Source organism: Candidatus Woesearchaeota archaeon, assembly GCA_027858315.1.
Lineage (GTDB): Archaea > Nanobdellota > Nanobdellia > Woesearchaeales > UBA583 > UBA583.
Genome location: JAQICV010000103.1, coordinates 13967 through 35104, shown reverse-complemented (window position 1 = coordinate 35104; position 21138 = coordinate 13967). Strand labels below are relative to the sequence as shown.

Below are 21138 nucleotides of genomic sequence, written 5' to 3'. Positions count from 1 at the left end.
TTTATTTATAAACTTTACTGAAATGTTTACTTAAGAGTGACAAACTATCCCGCCACTACTTTTTTCTCATGTTTTTCAGGATTAGCTAGTTTATCTGCATAGATTTTCTCAGATTTAAATATAGGTATATTGAATCTATCATTTAACATTAAAGTAAGTTGATATCTAATATCATCTCTTGTAATACTAGTTATTGTAGAATCTTTTTCTAAAGCTTGAGAATATCTATCAATTGATACTTCAAATACATCATTTACTAACTTAGAAAATTTATTCTTTAAAATAGCAAAATAAAAAATATTACCAATAAATTCATTAGCACCAATTCCTCTTATATTTTTATTAATTAAACTATCTAATTTATTATTGATAATATCATTAAATCCTTCTAAAATGAAATATGCAGTCATTACTTGAGTAAGTACTTGACCAGGTTTAATATCATGATTAGATTTATTTTTAATCTCAATAATTGCTCTACAAGTACTAATAATTGTCTCCCTAATTTCAAGTAAAACATTTGGTTTAAATAATTTATTAAGTTCATCATTATTAATAGATAAATTAAAATTTTTCAACAAACCAATATAACTATTTATTTCTTTTAATATTTTCTCATTATCTAAATTATTATCCACATCTTCTACTGATTCAGAATTAATCTCAGGAATTTCTTCGCTACCAACTTCAGGGATATGACCTCTTGCTGCTTCTTCAGATAAAGACTCACTCCATCTTTTATCAGCAAAAGCTGCAGCATGACCAATTCCTCTTGCTGGAACTGTAACAAGTTTTCTTAATTTAAATGACTCACTAATTTGTCTCTTAATTAAAAAAGCAACTTGAGCAGATTTAGACTTAACTTCAAGAAGTTTTTTTACATGCTCTTGAGTTAATTCAATTTCAATATTTCCAAAAATACCTATAAGACCAACAGAAGCAGTTTCAATATCAGTACATTCCTTTAAAATACTAACTTTAACACTATCTAAATTCAAAATATTTTGCCTATATTTGTTTTTAAGAGGAGCATCTTCTAATCCTACTGTCAAAGTCTCTAATTTCCCTCTAGCATCTCTAGCATAACCTATTAATTTCTCTAGTAAACTAATTATTCTAGTTCTCTCTGATGAAAATTCTGGTTGTTTTTTATCACTCATTTTTTACTACCCTCAATTTTTCTACCCAAGTCATCTGATGCATCTTGAATCTTTCTAGAAATAAACTCAAACCCTTCAGCTATCTTTCCCATCATTGAACTCTTACCACTCGCATCATTATTTGCTGCTTTTTTAGCTTCTCTAGCTTGTTTTGAAGTATCATTATCTCCTAAATCATCAACACCATCTTTCTTAAATGGGTTACCTATAGCTTTCATAACTCCACCTATAACAATAACAATTAAAGCAAGTAATGCAATAGAATTCATATGAATAACACTATCAACAATATCTCTTAAAACACTATCATAAGGAACATACTTGTAAATTGAAGCAAGTCCACTACTAAAAAAAACAAATAATAATATCACATAAAAAGCTTTAAATAAACCACTATCTTCAAAATGTTCCTCTCCAAAACTCTTAAATATTGTAAATAATCCTAAAGTAGCACCAATTAAAAAGAATATAACTAGCCAACTAGATATAAGACCTAATGTTCCACTTCTAACATCAATAACTATAAAATAAAGTCCTATTAAAGTCATAAACCAAGCAATAAGATTTGCAAGTCCCTTTGCTTCATTCATACCTGCATACTTTTTTAAATTCCTAGCAATAAGTGAAGAAAAAGCTATAGCACCAACCATAAGTATCAGTCCATACCAAGCATCACTACTAAGAGTCATAAAAAAATTAAAAATCATATCAAAACCTTCTGAAATAGACGCCATTATAAACATTTAACAAAAAAATGAAATTTTAAACCTTTAGTGTTACTTAAGAATAGTAAATTTCAATAAATTTATAAATAAATAAATCTAAGTTAAATATATAATAGTAAAAATGAGTAAAGGTATTGGGTCAGGTTTGATGACATTAGGAGCAGTTTTATTTGCTGCAAATGCTAGTTATACTCTTTTTATGAAACAAACACAAGGAATCCCTATAAAAGGAAACTCAATACTTAATGTGATTGAAATTCCTGAAAATCTACCCAAAGGTCTTGAAGGACTTATAGAAAGTACAGAAAATACAATAACTGAAACCGCACAAGCTGTATCTAATGCTACAACTGATGTTGCCTCAAATACTGCTAAAGTTGTAAAACAAGCATCTCAAGAAGTAGGCGAAACAATTCAAAAATATTTCTCTAACATAGACTTAGCTAAGTATTCTTTAGATAAACTTAAAAAAACTGTATTTAATATGTATAAATCATTACCAAAATATGAGCCAAAGGATAAAAAAGACTCAGATATAATCAAAGCAGAACTCCAAAGAATAAGAAAAATAAAACCTAATTTCCCATATTCTGGAGAAGTTTCAAAAGGTGCACAAAAATATATAGACCAAGGATTAATTAGAACACCTGAAGAACTAGTTTACATCTCAAGAGTAATTTTTTGGGAATCCAAAGATGATAATATGACATCTCAAAATCAAAAAAAGGAAATTGCTGCAGTCACATATAATATGTTAACTAGACATAGTATTGATTTAAAACTAGAAAAAGAAGGAAAGGAAAGATTCTTTTCAAAAAAAGGTGCAAATCTAACAGATTTAATATTTCAAAATGCAAAAAACGAATATGATGGAATTACATGGCAATACTCAATCATGCAATTTAGAGCAAAAGAATTCACAGGAGAAAAACCATTATACGGAAAAAATGGAGATTTAATAACTAGAATTGAAGATGATACTTACAAAATAATTTTAGGTTGTCTAGAAGGAGACATCCCTAACCCAGCAAAAAATTCAGTATTCTACCTTAATCCTAGTGCTATTAAAAATGGAGCAGAAAAAATAAAAAAATGGGAGAAAAACTATGGTGTAGAAGAAATAAAATTAGATTATAAAAGCAGCCATAAACACTTTGCATTCAAAGAAGAAAAATGAATTTTAAAGAAAAATATAATTACATCATAAAAAAACTTCCAACTAAACAAAAAAGTTTAAATTATTTAAATGATAAATTTGAAACTTTAAAACAATATTCTAAAGAAAAAAAAGAAAGAATAAAAGAAACTGATAAAAATAAAATAAGTTATAGGAAAAGTCTTGAAACTGCAATAATCCCTAAAATTGTAGGAATCACTGCTTCCCAAATACCTCACTTCATAAATCACTATATTGAATATATGAAAACAGATACACTTCAAAAAGCTGCATTTGTTCAAAGAGCAGGAACTAAAATAGAAATACAAGAAGTAAAAGAAATTACTCAAAAACTAGGAAATTTAGAAGAATCTTTATTGACTAAACCTATAAATTTTTTAAATAATATGGACTCGCAACAAGTAAGTAACGCTTGGGATTCATTTTCATTTGGGATAACCTCTCCAGAAGATTTTGTATATGGAGGATTAGCATTTATTACAACTCTAAGTGGAATTATGTACCTAAATCGAAAACAGTATAATCCCGTATTTCAAAATCTAGATGATAGTACACAATACCTTAATATGGAAAAAAAATTAAAAAATAAGAAAAAACAACTAAAAGAAATATATAAAAGAAAAAGAAACTACCAACTCGAAAACCAACAAATGCAAACAAATCTTGAAGATCAAGAAAATGAAATTAAAACATTAGACTCAGATAATAAACAACTTTACACTATACTAAGTAAATTAAATGAAGAAAATAAAACTAAAGAATCTAAAGAAGAAAAAACAGAAGTACTAATACCAGAAATAATAACACCAGAAGTAGAAAAATAAAAATTAAATACTAATTACTCTTATACCTTTTCAAATTCTTCAATACATCATCAACTTCAGAAGTTGAAGTTGGAGCATTTGAAGATGCTGCCTGAACTTTATTTTCCAAATTACCTTTATTAGATTTCTTTGAAGATTTTGTTAAAGTTTTACCCGTAATTTTTCTCCCCGCTTTATATCCTAATTTTAACAACTTAGGAGAACTTTGAACAAAAGTGTAAGCTGCTAAAAAATATAACAAAGATTCTACTCTTTCACCTTGCGTAATATTATCTCCAAAATTATTAAATAAAGACTCTAATGGTCCATTATATTCTTTAATATCAAAAATTTGTTTCATTTTATCAGAACCTTCCAATCCTTTTGAAAGAGAATACTTACCAATATCACCTACATTATTAAAAAACTCAGCTAAATAAAATGGTGACTCTATTGTTGCTTTATAGATACCTTCAGTAATATTATTCATTTTAGAATAATCAGAAATATTTGGAGTAAGCAAAGTTCCAGCAGCATAAGTTAGACACGCAGCATTAAAAATAGTTTCGGGCAATTTTAATACTGTACCAACTAAAGGTAACTTCTTCCCCAATCTATATGAATTTGATACCAAACTACCCGCAGCTCCTATTAATCCTTTACCTAATCCCATCTTTTTATTTGTAACTTACAATAAGTAGTAAATCTTTTTTTATAAACTTATTGTTTTATCAATAAAGCTAAATAATGAATAAAAATTTGAAAAAATAATTTAGATTTATCAAAATAAAAAAACGAGCCGCACGGGATTCGAACCCGCGGCCTACGGATTAAGAGTCCGTCGCTCTAACCAGGCTGAGCTAGCGGCTCAAAATTTGTACACAGTGCAAATTTTGTCAAGTAATTTTTTCAAAATTACGCTTGAGCTTATACATAGTGTAAGTGAAGACATATGTCAACAACACTATTTTTGTGCAGGAATTTACTAAATTCCGCTGAGCAGATACAAAGTGTCTGCGAACACATCTTAAATTAAAGTGCAAATTTTGTACAAGAATTTCTAAAAATTCCTTCGAGCTTGTAAATAATTCAAATGAACACCTAAAACTCTAACAATTAAAAAGGATTAACAAACCTTTAAAAAGTTTTTGAAAGCTAAACTAATATGTTAGAATTAATACTCTATATCTCAATTGTTATAGCATCAATGTACATCCTGATAAAATCTGCGGACTATTTAATCTCATCTGCATCAACATTAGGACAAAGAGCAGGAATAAATAAACTAGTAATTGGTTTAACACTAATAGCAATAGGAACTTCACTTCCTGAACTATTCACAGCAGTTTTTGGAATTTATACAAGTAATAGTCCATCATCATTTGTATTTGGAACAATAATTGGATCAAACATTGCAAACACATTATTAGTATTTGGAATTCTTTTAATCTTTGCGAATAAATTCAAATCAAACTTAAAAAAATTTGATATTTTCTTCTTAATTTTATCAACCCTATTACTAACACTAATCATATTAAATTCAGAACTAACAAGACTCTATGGAATAATAATGATAATTTTATTTGTAATCTATATCTACCAAACAATCAAATTCGGAAAATCTAAAGAATTAATAACTGATGTAAAAGAAGAAGTTGACGAATTAGAAGACGATGAAATTGCAAAAAAAAACACATTATTTGTAAGTATAATTTTCATATTAAGTATAATCGGATTAAACCTCTCTGCAAGAGGAGTTGTTCTAGGAATTGAAAACATAGGAATACTACTACTAATACCAATTGAATACTTAACACTTACAACTGTAGCATTTGCAACATCACTCCCAGAAGTAATTGTAACAATAAATACTGCAAAAAGAAAAGATTATGAAATCGGAATTGGAAACATTGTAGGTTCAAATATCTCAAACATCCTATTAATTGTAGGAACGGCAGGAGTTTTAAAACCAATGATTTTTGAAAGTTCCAAATACTTATTAAGTATGCTTTTCCTAATTGTTGCAACAGTAATATTTATATTTTTAATAAATAAAAAGAATGTAAACAAAATACATGGCGCAATACTATTTACAATGTATTGTATATATGTGATTTATACATTTATCTAATCCCTAATTAATCATATTTATAAATACTAAACCTCAAGCATTTCTATGGTAACAGATTACAATAAATTAAGCATTCTAAAACACAAAGAAAACAAAGGAAAAATTGAAATAATTTCAAGAATGCCAGTAAAAACAAAAGACGATCTAAGTATTGCGTACACTCCAGGAGTTGCAGCAGTATGCTTAGAAGTAGCAAAAGATGAATCAAAAGCAAAAGATTATATCTCATCAAAAAATACTGTAGCAGTAATAACTGATGGCTCAGCAGTCCTAGGACTTGGAAACATAGGTCCTGTTGCAGCTCTACCAGTAATGGAAGGAAAAGCAGTTTTATTCAAAGAATTTGGAGGAGTAGAAGCATATCCAATTGCTCTTGACACACAAGACACCGAAGAAATAATTAAAACAATTAAAATGATTGCGCCAACATTTGGTGGAATTAATTTAGAAGATATATCTGCTCCAAGATGTTTCGAAATTGAAAAAAGACTAAAAGCTGAATTAAACATCCCTGTATTTCATGACGACCAACACGGAACAGCAATTGTAGTCTTAGCTGGACTAATCAATTCTTTAAAAATTACAAACAAAGTAAAAGAAGATATTAAAGTTGTAATCAATGGTAGCGGTGCTGCAGGAGTTGCAATTGGAAAATTACTATATTTATATGGAGTTAAAAACATAATAATCTGTGATAGTAAAGGAATAATTTGTAGACACAGACAAGACTTGAATGAATCTAAATTAGAACTTTTAACATTTACAAATAAAGATGATTTATGTGGAGATGTACATAGCGCGATAAAAGGATCAGATGTATTCATTGGAGTATCAAAAGGAAATCTATTAACTAAAGAAGATATGGCCCATATGATAAATAATCCAATAATCTTTGCTATGGCAAATCCTATCCCTGAAATTATGCCTGATGAGGCCAAAGCCTCAGGAGCTAGAATAATTGCTACAGGTCGTTCTGACTTCCCAAATCAGATAAATAATGTATTAGTCTTCCCTGGATTATTCAAAGGTGTATTTGAAGCAGGAGCAACAGATATTACTGATGAAATGAAGCTTGCAGCAGCAAACGCTCTAGCAAATATAGTAAAAGAACCAACAGAAGATAAAATAATTCCAGCTCCATTTGATAAAGGAATTGCAAGAGTTGTTGCAGATGCAGTTAAAAGCTGCGTTAAGAAATAAATAATATAATTATCATGAAATAGAAAAACCTAATTTCCTCCTAATTCTTTGAAAATAATCTTCACATTTAAAATAATTATCCATAACTAATTCATCTTCAATTAAATAATTAGTCTCAATTATTTCATCAAGTTTCCCTTTAGGATATTTTGCTAATTCGAAAAAAGCTCTATCATCATATAAATAATACATTTTAAGAAAATTCATAGTTCCATATAAATAAGACTTAAAAGCCATTTCCATAGAAACATCATTAGAAAATTCATCATGATCTAACATAAAAATATCTCCAGCTTGACAATACTCCGAAGTATTTCTTCTAAGCCAACTTCTTTGTGATCTAACTGAAAGATTTTTCTTATCAAGATCTAAATAATCTTCAATAATTTGAGCAATATTAAAATGAGAATTTGCAATACCTTCCCAGTTCTCACAATCATATTTAGAAAGTGCTTCATCTTCAATAAATATTGCTTTTCGATATAATAAAGGACAATTCAAACTACTTGCCAAAATAGCTAATGGATCTGTTGCTAAACTAAGAAATCCACCTTGCGAATTTTCATCTTCAATTCCAAATCCCATAAAAGCCAAAACTAAAGATTGTTTTTGCCAAAGTTTTAAAGTTTTAATACTTTTATTTTGCAAATATGAACGAAACAAAAAATCAGTAGAACTACTCTCATAAGAATCAATAAGAAATTTATGAATATAATTATTAGAAACAAATTCAACAGCTCGATTAAAAACACTAGAATAATTTAAACTCTCAACAAATTCAACAGAAAAATCGCCTAATTTATTCTCCAGAAGAGAGGTCATAGAAATATATCAAATTAATAAGATATAAAGTTATCTGAAAAAAATTAGAAGTATTTTTAAATCTAAGATATTTTAAAATAATATGAAAAAAATACTAATGTTAATTTTAATAAGTATTATTATCTCAGGATGTACAACTATGCAAGGAATGAAAAGTATAAATATTTCTGAACTCTCAGACAAGAACCAATCTGAAGTAGAACAATTTATAACAAAAGGAACAGAGTTAGAAAATCAAAATATAACAATAGCATCATCTATACTAATAACAATTGATAATCTAAAGAAACTTCAAAAAGAGTTAGACAACTTAAATGAAAATATAGAAAACATAAGTCAAAATTTAGAAACTATTGAGAATGAACAAAGATCCAACCAAGAATCAGCTCAATATTTAAACTACTTAAATTCTCTTGTAAATCAATCAAATAATTTTATAGAATCACTTCAAGACTCAACTAAATTCTGGTCTAAATATCTAATCAAAACAAATCAATCAAAAGACAATCTAAATTACACAGATGATTCAGACAATCAAGGTATTGTAGATTCAATAACTAAGCCTCTAAAAAGTTTTGAATAAAACTAATTAAATCGAACAAAAAACAACAAAACTTTTTAAATAAAATCAGCAAATTATTTATAATGAACAAAAGAATCCAAACTGCAGCTAAAGTAAATATAGTTGCAAATATAATTCTCCTTATAGTAAATCTAAACATTGGACTAATTTATGCATCAATAAGTATTCTTGCAAAAGCAATAGATTCAGTATTTGATGTTCTAACTGCAATAATAATTCACTATACAATCAAGATAGGAAATCAAAAACCTGATGAATCACATCAATTTGGACACACAAGAGCAGAAAGTATTGCAGGTTATACAATTGGAATTTTAATGATAATATTTAGTTTCACATTAATAAAACTCTCAATAGATAAAATAATCTACAAAGAAATAATTGAATACTCAAGTGTAATGTTAATTGCAGTAATTGTAACACTAACAGTAAAACTAGGATTATATATTTACATCAAATCAGTAATAAAACACTCTGATTCGCCAGCACTAAAAGCAAATGCTCAAGACCATCTAAACGACATATTTGTAATAATAGGAGTATTTATTGCAATACTTGGTCTTAAATTTGGATATCCATTACTTGACCCAATTGTAGGTATCTTAATTGCAGCACTAATTATCAAATCAGGATTTGAAATAATAAAAGAAAATGTCAATTTTTTAATGGGAAAATCAGCATGCAAACAAACAATAGATAAAATAAGTAAAGAAACTCTCCTAATAAATGGTGTTGAAGGAATAAATACTCTAAAAACACAATTTTTAGGAAACAAAATCCAAGTAGAAATACATATAGATGTAGATCCAAAAATCTCAATAGAAAAAGGACAAAAAATAAGTTTAGAAGTTAGAAAAGAAATTGAAAAACACAAAAACATAAATGACTGCTTTGTACATGTAGATCCTAAAAAATAAAAAATTAATATTAAAAATATGAAATTTAATGTGAAAATTTATATATTCTAAAAAATATAAAAATACATGACTATAAGCCACATCCTTATTTTTTTTGAAGATTTAACCAAAAAAGATTTAGAATCAATAATTAAATTAAATCAAATATTTAACAAACATACTATGATAAAACCTAAATATACAACAGAACTTGAAACAATAACACAAAAAGAAAATATTGGAAAAATAGTTACTATACAGTCTCATCTGCATGAAATAAAACCAAATACAGCTCTAATTTATGAAGAACTTACAACAATTAAATCAAAAGATTTACTCGAAGTTATCTTTTATCTTCAATCACATAGAAAATCACATTTTGCACTATCTAAATCAAATAAACATATTAAAAAAAATCAATACAAATTTTTATTTGGATATTCTAAATAAAAAAGTATTATTTTAACTACACTTAGAGTAACCACATTCAGGGTTAATACAATTCGAACTCACCTTTTTTAACGGCTCATAAAAATTGATGGTTTCGAGTTCCATTTGTATTTGAGAACTCTACACCTAACTCGCCTAAAAAACGAGGCTAAAAAGGATATAATTCTTATGAATTATTTTTTTCACTAATTTTAATATATACACCTATTAATAAAAGTATTATAGAAACAAATAATAAAGAATAAAATGTTCTATTTTCCATACTTGAACCTAATAAGAATAAAAACAAAAAACCTACACTTCCTATTGCCATAACAACAAGGCCACCTCCTCCTGCTTTATGAGTCATAACTATTCCTTGCATAATCTTTTTTGCAAAATCACCTAAATCAGTATCTTTTTCTTTTCTTCTAGTACTTAGACTAGATTTTTTTTTAAAATTTTTATGTTTATTCATTTTTAGTTTGTTACTCCGTCATCGACGGCAAATGTTTTTAAAGAAATGAAATGCATAAAAAGTATGCAAAACAAATCTTTTTAGTTTTGTGTCTCGCTCTGGTTTTATCCAGGGCACTAAACGCCTTAATTTCTAATGCAATAGCGAAACAATATAAAGTTTTTAATATTAAAAAAGTATTCTTTACGAACACTTACTATATCCACATTCTGGGTTAATACAATTCAAACAACCACCATCAATTTGCAGAGATTTTTGATTACAATTTGGACAAATCTTAAAGTTATTAACTTCAATTTTTTTGTCAGGATTTGCTTTCTTTGCAGTATCAATCCAATTATCTAATCCATCCTCTTTTTCTTTCATAAATCCAATGTCAATAAAGAATTTTTCAATAATAAGAGCAATCTCACTATAGAAAGAATAAATATATTTACCCTTCATAAAATATCCTCCATTAGGATCATAAACACTTTGAAGCTCTTCTAAAATAAACTTAGGATTATTAAAATGTCTAAAAATTGCTGAAATAAGTCTAGTTAAGACAGTATACTCTGGAAGCTTAGATAAATCTTTAGAATTAATAAAAATCTCAATAGGTCTATTAATCCCAGTCTCTTCATCCTTAATATAACTCATAGTAATATACATATTCTCTTTAACAAATCTACTCTTAAGTTTGTAAACTTTAGCTTCAACAATATCAGGTCTATCCATAATATCTTCTCTTATGCTAATAACTGCAGGTTTTAATTTAGACTTATCATCTTCTAAAACAACTACTTTAGCTTCCTCTTCAATTGGTTCAATTTTAACTTCTTCAATGATGAAATCAGTTGTATTTATACTTTCCATTTTAAATTTTACCTCCGTAAAAATTAAAAATGATACCTTGAATCATAGATTCAATTGTACCTAAATTTGCATACTTAGTATGTACATTTATTCCTAATTTTAGTTCTTGTGACATTTTAATTTGTACCTCCTTTTTGAACATGATAAATTGTACTTAATTTTCCTGAGGGCATAACTAAAACCTCATTTCCATGAACTTCTTTTATTTGTTCTCCATCTTTAATTCTAAACTTCTTATCCTTAAATCTTTGAAAATCAGTCTCATCTCCAACAACACTTAAAATTGGATAACGACTCCCATCCCTATAAATTGTAATTCCCTTTAATCCTTCTTTCCATGACTTCAAATAAATATCTGAAATAACTTCTGGATCAACATCTTCAGGTAAATTAACAGTTGATGAAATACTATGATCAATTAATCTTTGCGCTTTTCCTTGAAACTTAACTCTCATATCAGGAGATACTTGATGCGCAGTCCTGAAAAAGTGTGCAGGCAAAATCTTTTTCAAGCCTTCCTCTGTTTCAATTCCTTGAACTTGCTCATTCAAACCTTTCATATCAATATATGCTTGAACTGTATTATGGAAAATCTTATAGACTGCGCCTTGATTCATCTGCTCAGATCTTCTTGAATAATAAAGAGCAAAAACTGGCTCAATACCACCACTAATACCAATATAATTTTTATCTCCAAACCTCATACCACAAACAGCATTAGAAATAGTCCCAGTTGGAGCAATAGACATAATAGCAATATTTCTAACTCCATGTTCCTTAATTAATTCTTTAACATCTTCATCTAAAACTTCAATATAAAATGGATTCTTCAAATATCCTGCTGCATCATAACAAGGAGCAGCCCCTTTCTCTTTAGCCAAATTCGCAGAAGTCTTATATGCATTTTGAGTCATATGATTCATAACTTTCTCAAGTAAATTTAAACCTTGCTCACTATCATATGCAATGCCTAACTGAAAAAACATATCAGCAATACCCATAACTCCAACTCCAATTCTTCTAGTATCGTGAGCAGATGCTTTTTGTTTATCTAGCGCATTAAGTGTCTCATTCCACCAAACAACATTATCTAAAAATCTTACAACATTAGAAGTACTACTCGCAAGCAAATCCCAATCAACACTTGCCTCACTAGTATAACCATTCTTAACCATCCTAGATAAATTAATAGAACCAAGATTACAAGCTCCACCATCTTCTAAAGGAACCTCACCACAAGGGTTAGTACAAGCAATAGGTCTTCCAACATAATTAGAAGGAGAATACTTACTCATCTGTGACCAGAAAATTAATCCAGGTTCAGCAGTTTTATAATTTCCTTCAACAAATTTATTCCAAACATCTCTTGCTTTGTGTAACTCTTTAATCTCACCAACAGAACCAGACTTGAAATAAGTCAAGAAATCTCCCGAATACTTAATAGCTAAATCATAATCTAAACTTGTAGACTCCATAACAAAATCACCATAAAAATCCCTATTAGAAACATCATCCAATTGCTCTTTTTTAATTAAAGACAAATTTTTATCAAGTAAATACTCATTAAGTTCTTCAACATTACTAAACTTATCAAGTAACTCATAATCATCTAATTTTTTATCAGAAATACCATAAGAATAATTATGATCATCAGCAGCCCTTCCTTCAATAGGTCCTCCTTTTTGTTTCTTCTTGTAAACTAAAATTTTATTTTTACCATACAAATTTTGCTCTTCAACAGAATGCATAAACTCATCAGAAGTTTTAATAGAAATATTTGCGAATCTAATTTGAACATTCTCAATAATCTCATCTTGAATTTTCTCTAATTCATCAATACCAAGAGTCTCAATAGACTTAATTCTACTCATAATTTGATTAGTAGTCCAAGATGGATCTTTTTTAACATTAACAAAATCCAAAACATCAGGATGTTTAACATCAATAGTAAGCATTAAAGCGCCTCTTCTACCAGATTGTCCAATAAGTCCAGTAGTTAAAGAATAAAGTTCCATAAAACTAACAGCTCCAGTTGACTGGTCTGCAGCATTATGAACTCTAGAATCCTTAGGTCTAAGTTGAGAAATATCTATACCAATTCCTCCACCATATGAATAAGTCCTTGCAGCTTCATAAGCAGCTTTATAGATACCTTCCAAACTATCCTCACCAATAACAGAAACAAAACAATTTGCAAGAGTTTTAATCCTAAATAAATCACCAGCTCCTGCTAAAACTCTTCCACCAGGCAAATAATAACCATCATATAAATCTCTATAAAATTTCTCAGCATACTCCTCACGAAGTTCTTGAGTCTCCTCAACTGCAGCAACATAAGATGCAATTCTTAAAAAAACATCTTCTGCTCTCTCCTCAATATGTTTATTGGATAAATCTTTCAAATAATATTTATTCTTATAAATATTCTTTGCTAAAACATTCCCTGAAAAATAATCTTTCATACAAGGAAGCTCTCCACTTTGAATCTTTTCAAATAAATAAAAATAAGTCTCCTTATAATTAACAATCACTTGTGGATCAATAATTTTAGAAAGTTTACTCTTATGAGAAAACATACCTTCAATTTTCTTGAAAAACTCATCTCTTTTAACTTCTGATTTGGTTTGGACCATGTTTGTATTCGCCTCTAATTTTGTCATATCTGCCATTTTACTCACTTAATATTACTTTTTCTTTACTTCTCTTATATGTTAGTCCATCAAAATTTTTCAACTTTCCAACTTCATCCATGAATTCTGATAAATTCTGATAATCATTATGTACAATAATAAATCTCAAAAAGGCAATTTCATCAACATCTTTCAAGTTTCGAAGAACAATACTCCCAACTGTTGATGTAGGAATTGAAGACTCTTCTACTTTCTTTAAATCTTTTAAAATATTTTCAGTTAACTCTTCGATCTGTTCTAGGGTAACAGGTCTTTTTTCACAAGCCTTAAGCAAACTTCTTTTAATTTTCTGAAGATTAAAAACTTCTATATCACCATTTGACTTCTTAACTTCTAAGTCAAGCTTTAGAATTTTCTCAATAGTAGAAAATCTCTTAGAACAACCAAAGCACTCTCTTCTTCTCTTAATGGAAGAGCCGTCCTTACTCTCTCTAGAGTCAATTACTTTAATTTCCGAATCATTACAATATGGGCAGTTCATTTTCACAACATATATGGTTAAATTTCAAAAAACACAACTAGATATTGTGCTAATACTAAACTTTTCCGTTATCAGTATATATAAATTGTGTATTACCTCCAGAGACAACACTTGCGCCAACAATTTTTAAGAAAAACACAACATCTTGTGCTAGTATATAAAGAAACGCTACTATATATGGTAGGTGTGACAAAACACACCTCATAAAAACAAAGGAAATCTAAAGCTTAAAAAAAGAAAAGAAAAAAGGGATTTAATTTTAAGGCACTTAAGGTGTACATAAAACAAAATTTGGTTTAGGTAAGGCATATGAATCTGCAGAATATGCGAAATCGTGACATTGACTAACTTGGACAACATCCCAACCACTCAAATCTTGATTAAAACTATCTGCATTAGAAAACATACCTCTTTGGCCCATAAAAGTCATACCCATCATAGTAACACTACTCACGTTCCAAGAACTTATATCTTGATTAAATATTAAAGTTCCATAAAACATTTGAATCATATTTGTAACACTACTAACATCCCAATAATTTATATTTGAATTAAAATTAGTTTCCCATTCTAATAAATCTCCCCTATCAGTAACCTGACCAGTAAATACATTATAACTAGAATCTCCTAAAGTATAATTTTGACCAGCAAATTCATAATAAAAATCTTCTCCAGAATTAATAAGATTATTATCTATTGCATAAAAAAGCATAGTTCTATCAACTATAAACATTCCATTACAAACATCCCAAATTCCGACAGTTCCAATATTCCCCGAATCATAACAATTTGAATCTGCTAATGGATTATTAAATGAGCTACCACTTCCAATACTATCAACACTAGCATCATCTAAATACACCGTTTCACGAAAAATATTTCTTCAAAATCATTTTCACATCAGATACTAAAGGCTTCTCTTTAATTTTATACTCCCTATAAAAATAAACAAAAATCAATCCAACAATAATTCCAGTTAAAGCTTCATAAAATATTAAATGAATACTCTCAAAGAAATTCTCTCCAAATAAAATAAAAGCAGCCATCAAAAATACTATCCTAATCAAATTAGCAATACTATACGCCAAAATTGAAAATCCCCAACCTTTAAGTAAAACTTCCTTTTTAATATGCATAGAAAAAAACAAAAATGTAAGCAAAATATAAGCACTAACACCAATACACTCATCAACAATCAAAAACAAATGATTCTGCCATAAAATATTTCCTGACACTAAACTAATCTCAAAAAACAAATTCAAAAAAAAATAAGAAATATAAGTAAAAATAAATCCTAAAAAATCTGAAAAAAAATCAAATAAAAAAAGATTAATAAAAACAATAATTAGAATATACCTAATAGCTATTGATTTAACAAACTCCATCCTTAGATAAAGAATTCATACTTGTAAATATTAGATACAGTATAAAGAGTCATTGAATTCTTCTGACCTGAAATCCCTGAACAATCCAAATCAATTTGAGTTAAATCAACATCAACAACATCACTTCCAAGTAAATTACATGAAGCACCATTAACATCAATCTTATCAATAAAATCATAAGTTGAAGAAGTATAAGCATAAATTTGTAATTGATTAGACTCAACTAAAACATTTTTAATAGTAATTGCATTAGAACTAGCACTATCTTCAGCCTTAGCAAACATATCAGAACTATAAGAACCATACCAATTATTAAAACTCATAACAGCTGTAACACTAACTACTATAAGTAAACTAACTGCCACAACAACTCCAAGTGCCTTCTTATTATTTAACATCTAAATAAACAACAAAATAATACATTTATATATTTTTGTGAACTCTTAAAGTTCACAAAAAGCTTAAAAATTTATAATTTTTTGATTTTGTTGTCTAAATGAATAAAAACAAAATAAAAACTAAAGAGATTAAACTTCCAAAACCAAGAGTAGGGAATTCAGATTTTCCATCTCTACCTGGATAATACATAACACTTCTATTAGTTAAATACTTAATTCCTCCATCCAAATAAGAAACATTATAACTATAGGTAGTAATTTCACTTGAAGAAATATCCAAAACCTCATAACAATAACTTCCGCCATCAATCATAAGAATACTTCCTGTCGGAAAATTCAAAATACAATTAATAATACTTAAACCATCATAACTAACATTAATAGTTATATTAGAATTTGAAATTTTAACATCATTTTTTGGAGTAGGAGATACATAAAAAGGATCAGGTAAATCAAACATACTAAGAATTACTCCTTTATCATAACTAGAACCAACAGAATAATCACTAGAATTACAAACAGTATACAAATAACCATCATATGGAAAAGAAACATTATTTGTAGGATCAGAACAAGCATTATCATCATCCCACCAATTTCCAAGATAATTAGAACCAACATTTTGATAAAAATAATTATTAACAGAAGCAGAAGGAAATTTTGAAGAGTTAGAAAAAAAATTAGAAAAGAAAATATTATAATCACTACTAACAAAATGCATATCTTCTAAAGTGTTATTAAAAAAATAAGAATTACTGATAATATTATAGTACGAACTTTGAGAATTAATTCCATATTTTAAATTGTTAAAAATTATCAAATTTGTAAAAGTATTATGGTCCGAACCAACATAGAGATTAATACCATATTCGCCATTATTATAAATAGTTAAATTGTCAAAAGTATTATAATCAGAATTATCTAAATCAAGACCATTCAAATTATTATTATTCAAACTAACATTAATAATTGAACTATTATCAACATAATCAAAACGAATACCCCTAAAAAAACCTGAAATAACACAATTAGAAATATTAATATCAACGTACTCATTGCCAGAACTACTAGTTACAGAAATACCATAATTAGTGCCGGAAGTCAAACTATGAACTTCATAACCTTGACAATCCAAACTAACATTATCAGATTTAATAACATAACCATGAGTATTTGAAACAAAATTATCAGTGTCCATAAAATAAGAAACAGGGTTAATCAAAGTAGCTGAACGATTTAAATTACTTAGATTATTATTGTCAAGAACATTTGAATAAATAGTACCATAATTATAAATATCAAAAATATAATCTAAAATACTACCACCATTAAATTCATTAAAACCAGAATCATAATTATAAAAACCATATAATAAATTATCATTAGTGAAAATATTAGTAAAAATATTATAATTAGAAGCCCTACTATAAATACCATATTGAGAATTATTAGAAGAATTTAAATTAGTGAAAATATTATAATAAGAATTATAAGAATTAATACCATGTTGAGAATTATTAAAAACTCTAATATTCTCTAAAGTATTATAATCAGAACAATCTAAATCAATTCCAACTAAAATATTATTACTCGAAGTAACATTAATAATTGAACTATTATCAACATAATCAAAACGAATGCCCCTATAAAAACCTGAAAATGCACAGTTTGAAATATTAAGACCAATATATTCATTACCAGAACTGGCAGTTGCAGAAATACCATAATTAGTACCAGAAGTCAAACTATTAATAGTATAGCTTTGACAATCCAAACTAACATTATCAGAAGTAATTGTTACACCATTAACACTAGAACAACTCAAATCACTCGATACTATATAATCACCTGCAACACTTAAAGTGTCACCACAATTAACAGCTGTCGCAGAAAAACCTAAAGATATAGAAAATAAGAAAAATAAAGCTAGAAAAACAATCTGTGAAAATTTCATTAAACAATACAAATAATATCGATTTATATATCTTTGTTACTTAAAGGAATAAAAACAAACTCTAACAGCTCCTAACCTTTATAAATTCAAACAAATTAATTATATGTATAATGGCTATGAGCTTAAACGAAAGACTTAAATTAAGAAAACTAATTAAACAACTTAAAGGATACAGAGGAAGACACACAGAATTAATTACAATCTATCTTTCACCTGGAACAGATATTGCAAAACAAATTCAAACTCTTCAAGATGAACAAGGAACAGCTTCAAACATCAAAGATAAAAATACAGGTAAAGCAGTAAATAATGCTCTTGAAAAAATAATTAGAGCACTTAAAGCAATAGACAAACTTCCAGAAAATGGACTTGCAATTTTTAGCGGAAATATCTCCGAAAAAGACAATGTAGATAATGTCCAAGTATTTATGATAACTCCACCTGAACCCCTAAACTTGAAACTTTATAGATGTGAACAAAAATTTTTAACAGCTCCACTTGAAGAAATGGATGCAAATGAAACAACCTACGGTCTAGTTGCAATTGATAAAGGTGAAGCAACAGTTGGACTTCTTGTAGGTTCAACAATTAAAGTAATCAGAACTATGAACTCTACAGTTCCTGGAAAAACAAGAGCAGGAGGACAATCAGCACAAAGATTTGAGCGTATCAGAGAAGGTGCTGCAATTGATTTTTACAAAAGAGTAGCTGATGTAATGATTCAAGAATTTACATTCATGAAACACCTTAAGGGTATAATTATTGGTGGCCCAGGAACAACAAAAAACAATTTTGCAACTGGAAGTTACATGAATGAACAAATTAAACAAAAGGTTATAGGAATCAAAGATATAACCTATACTAATGCTTATGGACTAAAAGAACTATTAGACAAATCAGAAGACTTATTAGCAGATGATGAAGTAATGACTGAAAGAAAAAACATCCAAGAATTCCTTGAAACACTAGCTAAAAAATCAAATTTCATAGTATATGGATTTCAAAAAACAAAAGAAGCACTTGAAATGAGCGCAGTCGGAAAATTAATAATAATTGATGAAATGGTCTCAGATGAAAAACTAGAAGAACTAACAACTCTAGCTGAAGCTTCAAGAACCGAATTAATTCTTGTTACTGACAAAACTCCCGAAGGAGTTCAATTAAAAGGATTAACTGGAATAGGTGGGATTTTAAGATTCCCAATTGAAGGTTAATTAATCAAATAAATTTTTAATTTTATTCTCATTATCACTCAACCACTTTAATTTATTATAATACAATTCTATAGGCTCCAAACTTCCTCCATATTTTATTCTTCCACTAATAATAAGAGCTAATAATTCAATTATACAATGTCTCATAATTGTAACTGCTTCAATCCCTGAAATATCTAATTCACCAAAAACTTGATTATATGCTTTAACAAATTCTCTTGCATGTTCTAAATCAAAACCTTTACCCTTTTTAAATCTTATAAAATGAGTCATTGCCTTAACTTTTTCATATCCTGCAAAATCAAAATTAATTGTTTCATAATCAATAAGTGCAACAATCTCTGCTTTATTAAAGATAATATTTCCTGGATTAATATCTCCAACTAAATAGGATTTATGAGATTTTAAGTCTATTTTATCAAGACTAATAATTAATTTTCTATATTCAACTTCAATTAACGGAAATAATTTCTCTATCAAAAATGTATCAAATTCTGTTTTATCCACTTTCTCTTTAAAAAATCCAACAAATCCTTGAGCACACTTACATGCATTACTTGACTCAAATAATCTAGAAATAATCTTCATAGAATTAACCTTCTCAATAATTTCATTTTCATTTAGATTAACTCTTGTTCTTTTATGTAAATCTGCTAAGATCTTTGCTGCATTTATAACTCTTTCAAGTGAATAATCATCATATAAATGATTTCCCCTAATGTAATAATCTAAAGTAAAAAACCTTTTATTCTCCTCATAATAAGGAAAACCATCCTTAGTCAAACATAAAGGGATTGGAATATCAGGATTATTGATTATAAATTTTTTCAATAAAAACAAATTCTCTTTAGTTTTTTCAATAGGAGTAAGCTCCCTATAGTATTCTTTAAAAACATACTCTCCTTTATTTGTCTTAAAACGTATAACTAAATTTTCATCATCTTTAAAGATTTTAATAATTTTCTTAAAATTTCCTATATCATAATTCACTATAACTCTCTCCACAATTTTAGAATAACTATCACTTAAATCATCTTTTCTTAAATTTAAAACTGAAACTAGTTTTCCAATTAAAGATTTTTTTTCATCCATACAATGTTTCAAATAAAATGATATATAAACTTTATTAAAAAGTTAAACATCAATAGCTAAACTCTTAATTAATGCTCTATCAACTTTTTTCATATAATTAACATTTAAACTTCCCAATTTCTTAATTATTCTTTTTTTATCAATAGTTCTAATCTGATTCAATAACACAGTAGAATCTTTATCCAATTCTGAAATCTTTAAACTTAGAAATACATTTGTTAAATATTCTTTTTCAAATACTCTTGATGTAATTGATGCAATAATTATTGTTGGACTAAATTCATTCCCTACATCATTTTGTATAACTAAAACTGGCCTAGTTTTTCCTTGTTCACTTCCAATAACAGGATCTAAATTTACAAGAACGATTTCTCCTCTTCTGATTTCAATACTCATTCTTATCTATTCCTTTCAAATCTAAATTCTCAAAATCATCATTTATCTTGTTAGACAATCCATACATCCCACAATATCCTTCCCTTAAAATTTCAATTTCATTTTTTTTTGAATTCTCTTTTTCTGAAATTAATTCTTTTATAATATCCTCATAAGTCTCTTTTGAAGACTTCTTATATTTTTTAAGTTGATTCCTTAAATCTTCACTTATTTGAATAGTCGTAGTCATATCAACTATAGTTAAACTATAGTTATAAATTTATCGATTG

The 21138-nt window shown here is 27.7% G+C and carries 23 protein-coding genes and 1 tRNA gene; 8 read left to right on the top strand and 16 right to left on the bottom strand.

The window, feature by feature from the left end; translation table 11 throughout:
* Window positions 1-44 precede the first annotated feature (44 nt).
* The gene (locus PF569_10155; protein ID MDA3856595.1) at window positions 45-1160 is read right to left on the bottom strand and encodes a hypothetical protein; all 1116 of its coding nucleotides are present in this window, start codon (window positions 1158-1160) and stop codon (window positions 45-47) included.
* Window positions 1157-1894 carry a hypothetical protein gene (locus PF569_10150; protein ID MDA3856594.1) on the bottom strand — a complete coding sequence of 246 codons (738 nt, stop codon included), beginning with the start codon at window positions 1892-1894 and terminating at the stop codon, window positions 1157-1159. Before PF569_10150 ends, PF569_10155 begins: the two co-directional genes overlap by 4 nt.
* Window positions 1895-2006: 112 nt before the next feature.
* Between PF569_10150 and PF569_10145 the strand changes: the two genes are divergently transcribed.
* On the top strand, window positions 2007-3062 hold the full coding sequence (locus PF569_10145) for a hypothetical protein (GenBank protein MDA3856593.1): 1056 nt from the start codon (window positions 2007-2009) through the stop codon (window positions 3060-3062).
* Window positions 3059-3886, top strand: coding sequence for a hypothetical protein (locus PF569_10140; GenBank protein ID MDA3856592.1), 828 nt, complete (start codon window positions 3059-3061; stop codon window positions 3884-3886). The genes PF569_10145 and PF569_10140 overlap by 4 nt, the downstream gene beginning before the upstream one ends.
* Window positions 3887-3896: 10 nt before the next feature.
* On the opposite strand, the gene PF569_10135 is transcribed toward PF569_10140, so the two are convergent.
* On the bottom strand, window positions 3897-4538 hold the full coding sequence (locus PF569_10135; GenBank protein ID MDA3856591.1) for a hypothetical protein: 642 nt from the start codon (window positions 4536-4538) through the stop codon (window positions 3897-3899).
* 122 nt (window positions 4539-4660) lie between these two features.
* Window positions 4661-4735: transfer RNA gene (locus PF569_10130), tRNA-Lys, on the bottom strand.
* Between the two features lie 295 nt (window positions 4736-5030).
* Here PF569_10130 and PF569_10125 point away from each other — a divergent pair.
* Both PF569_10125 and PF569_10120 read left to right on the top strand, forming a co-directional pair.
* Window positions 5031-5996, top strand: a complete 966-nt coding sequence (locus PF569_10125) for a calcium/sodium antiporter (protein ID MDA3856590.1) — start codon at window positions 5031-5033, stop codon at window positions 5994-5996.
* A gap of 45 nt (window positions 5997-6041) precedes the next feature.
* The gene (locus PF569_10120) at window positions 6042-7196 is read left to right on the top strand and encodes an NADP-dependent malic enzyme (protein MDA3856589.1); all 1155 of its coding nucleotides are present in this window, start codon (window positions 6042-6044) and stop codon (window positions 7194-7196) included.
* A 12-nt stretch (window positions 7197-7208) separates the two neighbouring features.
* Here PF569_10120 and PF569_10115 read toward each other — a convergent pair whose 3' ends face one another.
* Entirely contained in the window at window positions 7209-8018 is an 810-nt protein-coding gene (locus PF569_10115) for a hypothetical protein (GenBank protein ID MDA3856588.1), read from the bottom strand.
* 82 nt (window positions 8019-8100) lie between these two features.
* Here PF569_10115 and PF569_10110 point away from each other — a divergent pair, with 82 nt between their 5' ends.
* The 3 genes from PF569_10110 to PF569_10100 all read left to right on the top strand — a co-directional run bounded on the left by PF569_10110 (window position 8101) and on the right by PF569_10100 (window position 9947).
* Entirely contained in the window at window positions 8101-8601 is a 501-nt protein-coding gene (locus PF569_10110) for a hypothetical protein (GenBank protein ID MDA3856587.1), read from the top strand.
* Between the two features lie 62 nt (window positions 8602-8663).
* The gene (locus PF569_10105) at window positions 8664-9518 is read left to right on the top strand and encodes a cation diffusion facilitator family transporter (protein MDA3856586.1); all 855 of its coding nucleotides are present in this window, start codon (window positions 8664-8666) and stop codon (window positions 9516-9518) included.
* A 66-nt stretch (window positions 9519-9584) separates the two neighbouring features.
* Window positions 9585-9947, top strand: a complete 363-nt coding sequence (locus tag PF569_10100) for a hypothetical protein (GenBank protein MDA3856585.1) — start codon at window positions 9585-9587, stop codon at window positions 9945-9947.
* A 166-nt stretch (window positions 9948-10113) separates the two neighbouring features.
* On the opposite strand, the gene PF569_10095 is transcribed toward PF569_10100, so the two are convergent.
* From PF569_10095 to PF569_10060, 8 genes are all read right to left on the bottom strand, one after another.
* Entirely contained in the window at window positions 10114-10404 is a 291-nt protein-coding gene (locus tag PF569_10095) for a phage holin family protein (GenBank protein MDA3856584.1), read from the bottom strand.
* A 183-nt stretch (window positions 10405-10587) separates the two neighbouring features.
* The gene (locus tag PF569_10090) at window positions 10588-11259 is read right to left on the bottom strand and encodes a hypothetical protein (protein MDA3856583.1); all 672 of its coding nucleotides are present in this window, start codon (window positions 11257-11259) and stop codon (window positions 10588-10590) included.
* Between the two features lie 116 nt (window positions 11260-11375).
* Window positions 11376-13928 carry an adenosylcobalamin-dependent ribonucleoside-diphosphate reductase gene (locus tag PF569_10085; GenBank protein ID MDA3856582.1) on the bottom strand — a complete coding sequence of 851 codons (2553 nt, stop codon included), beginning with the start codon at window positions 13926-13928 and terminating at the stop codon, window positions 11376-11378.
* A 1-nt stretch (window position 13929) separates the two neighbouring features.
* A complete protein-coding gene (gene nrdR / locus PF569_10080; protein ID MDA3856581.1) occupies window positions 13930-14430 on the bottom strand; it encodes a transcriptional regulator NrdR in 501 nt (166 codons plus the stop codon).
* Between the two features lie 268 nt (window positions 14431-14698).
* Window positions 14699-15292 carry a BspA family leucine-rich repeat surface protein gene (locus tag PF569_10075; GenBank protein MDA3856580.1) on the bottom strand — a complete coding sequence of 198 codons (594 nt, stop codon included), beginning with the start codon at window positions 15290-15292 and terminating at the stop codon, window positions 14699-14701.
* A 4-nt stretch (window positions 15293-15296) separates the two neighbouring features.
* The gene (locus PF569_10070) at window positions 15297-15815 is read right to left on the bottom strand and encodes a hypothetical protein (protein ID MDA3856579.1); all 519 of its coding nucleotides are present in this window, start codon (window positions 15813-15815) and stop codon (window positions 15297-15299) included.
* Between the two features lie 2 nt (window positions 15816-15817).
* Window positions 15818-16213: a hypothetical protein gene (locus tag PF569_10065; GenBank protein MDA3856578.1), complete on the bottom strand. Its 396-nt coding sequence runs from the start codon at window positions 16211-16213 to the stop codon at window positions 15818-15820.
* A gap of 94 nt (window positions 16214-16307) precedes the next feature.
* Window positions 16308-18167, bottom strand: coding sequence for a right-handed parallel beta-helix repeat-containing protein (locus PF569_10060; protein ID MDA3856577.1), 1860 nt, complete (start codon window positions 18165-18167; stop codon window positions 16308-16310).
* Between the two features lie 110 nt (window positions 18168-18277).
* On the opposite strand from PF569_10060, the gene prf1 reads away from it, so the two are divergent.
* Window positions 18278-19381, top strand: coding sequence for a peptide chain release factor aRF-1 (gene prf1, locus PF569_10055; protein ID MDA3856576.1), 1104 nt, complete (start codon window positions 18278-18280; stop codon window positions 19379-19381).
* Here prf1 and PF569_10050 read toward each other — a convergent pair whose 3' ends face one another.
* The 3 genes from PF569_10050 to PF569_10040 are packed head-to-tail and all read right to left on the bottom strand — an operon-like array spanning window position 19382 to window position 21098.
* Entirely contained in the window at window positions 19382-20473 is a 1092-nt protein-coding gene (locus tag PF569_10050; protein MDA3856575.1) for a hypothetical protein, read from the bottom strand.
* 42 nt (window positions 20474-20515) lie between these two features.
* Window positions 20516-20869, bottom strand: a complete 354-nt coding sequence (locus PF569_10045; protein MDA3856574.1) for a type II toxin-antitoxin system PemK/MazF family toxin — start codon at window positions 20867-20869, stop codon at window positions 20516-20518.
* Window positions 20859-21098, bottom strand: coding sequence for a hypothetical protein (locus PF569_10040; protein ID MDA3856573.1), 240 nt, complete (start codon window positions 21096-21098; stop codon window positions 20859-20861). Before PF569_10040 ends, PF569_10045 begins: the two co-directional genes overlap by 11 nt.
* Window positions 21099-21138 lie beyond the last annotated feature (40 nt).

Coding starts and splice junctions, on each gene's coding strand:
- PF569_10085 (MDA3856582.1), bottom strand. CDS start 13,928: ATGGCAGATATGACAAAATTAGAGGCGAATACAAACATGGTCCAAACC.
- PF569_10105 (MDA3856586.1), top strand. CDS start 8,664: ATGAACAAAAGAATCCAAACTGCAGCTAAAGTAAATATAGTTGCAAAT.
- PF569_10120 (MDA3856589.1), top strand. CDS start 6,042: ATGGTAACAGATTACAATAAATTAAGCATTCTAAAACACAAAGAAAAC.
- PF569_10145 (MDA3856593.1), top strand. CDS start 2,007: ATGAGTAAAGGTATTGGGTCAGGTTTGATGACATTAGGAGCAGTTTTA.
- PF569_10100 (MDA3856585.1), top strand. CDS start 9,585: ATGACTATAAGCCACATCCTTATTTTTTTTGAAGATTTAACCAAAAAA.
- PF569_10065 (MDA3856578.1), bottom strand. CDS start 16,213: ATGTTAAATAATAAGAAGGCACTTGGAGTTGTTGTGGCAGTTAGTTTA.
- PF569_10090 (MDA3856583.1), bottom strand. CDS start 11,259: ATGGAAAGTATAAATACAACTGATTTCATCATTGAAGAAGTTAAAATT.
- PF569_10070 (MDA3856579.1), bottom strand. CDS start 15,815: ATGGAGTTTGTTAAATCAATAGCTATTAGGTATATTCTAATTATTGTT.
- PF569_10155 (MDA3856595.1), bottom strand. CDS start 1,160: ATGAGTGATAAAAAACAACCAGAATTTTCATCAGAGAGAACTAGAATA.
- PF569_10050 (MDA3856575.1), bottom strand. CDS start 20,473: ATGGATGAAAAAAAATCTTTAATTGGAAAACTAGTTTCAGTTTTAAAT.
- PF569_10040 (MDA3856573.1), bottom strand. CDS start 21,098: ATGACTACGACTATTCAAATAAGTGAAGATTTAAGGAATCAACTTAAA.
- PF569_10140 (MDA3856592.1), top strand. CDS start 3,059: ATGAATTTTAAAGAAAAATATAATTACATCATAAAAAAACTTCCAACT.
- nrdR (MDA3856581.1), bottom strand. CDS start 14,430: ATGAACTGCCCATATTGTAATGATTCGGAAATTAAAGTAATTGACTCT.
- prf1 (MDA3856576.1), top strand. CDS start 18,278: ATGGCTATGAGCTTAAACGAAAGACTTAAATTAAGAAAACTAATTAAA.
- PF569_10125 (MDA3856590.1), top strand. CDS start 5,031: ATGTTAGAATTAATACTCTATATCTCAATTGTTATAGCATCAATGTAC.
- PF569_10115 (MDA3856588.1), bottom strand. CDS start 8,018: ATGACCTCTCTTCTGGAGAATAAATTAGGCGATTTTTCTGTTGAATTT.
- PF569_10095 (MDA3856584.1), bottom strand. CDS start 10,404: ATGAATAAACATAAAAATTTTAAAAAAAAATCTAGTCTAAGTACTAGA.
- PF569_10110 (MDA3856587.1), top strand. CDS start 8,101: ATGAAAAAAATACTAATGTTAATTTTAATAAGTATTATTATCTCAGGA.
- PF569_10150 (MDA3856594.1), bottom strand. CDS start 1,894: ATGGCGTCTATTTCAGAAGGTTTTGATATGATTTTTAATTTTTTTATG.
- PF569_10045 (MDA3856574.1), bottom strand. CDS start 20,869: ATGAGTATTGAAATCAGAAGAGGAGAAATCGTTCTTGTAAATTTAGAT.
- PF569_10135 (MDA3856591.1), bottom strand. CDS start 4,538: ATGGGATTAGGTAAAGGATTAATAGGAGCTGCGGGTAGTTTGGTATCA.
- PF569_10060 (MDA3856577.1), bottom strand. CDS start 18,167: ATGAAATTTTCACAGATTGTTTTTCTAGCTTTATTTTTCTTATTTTCT.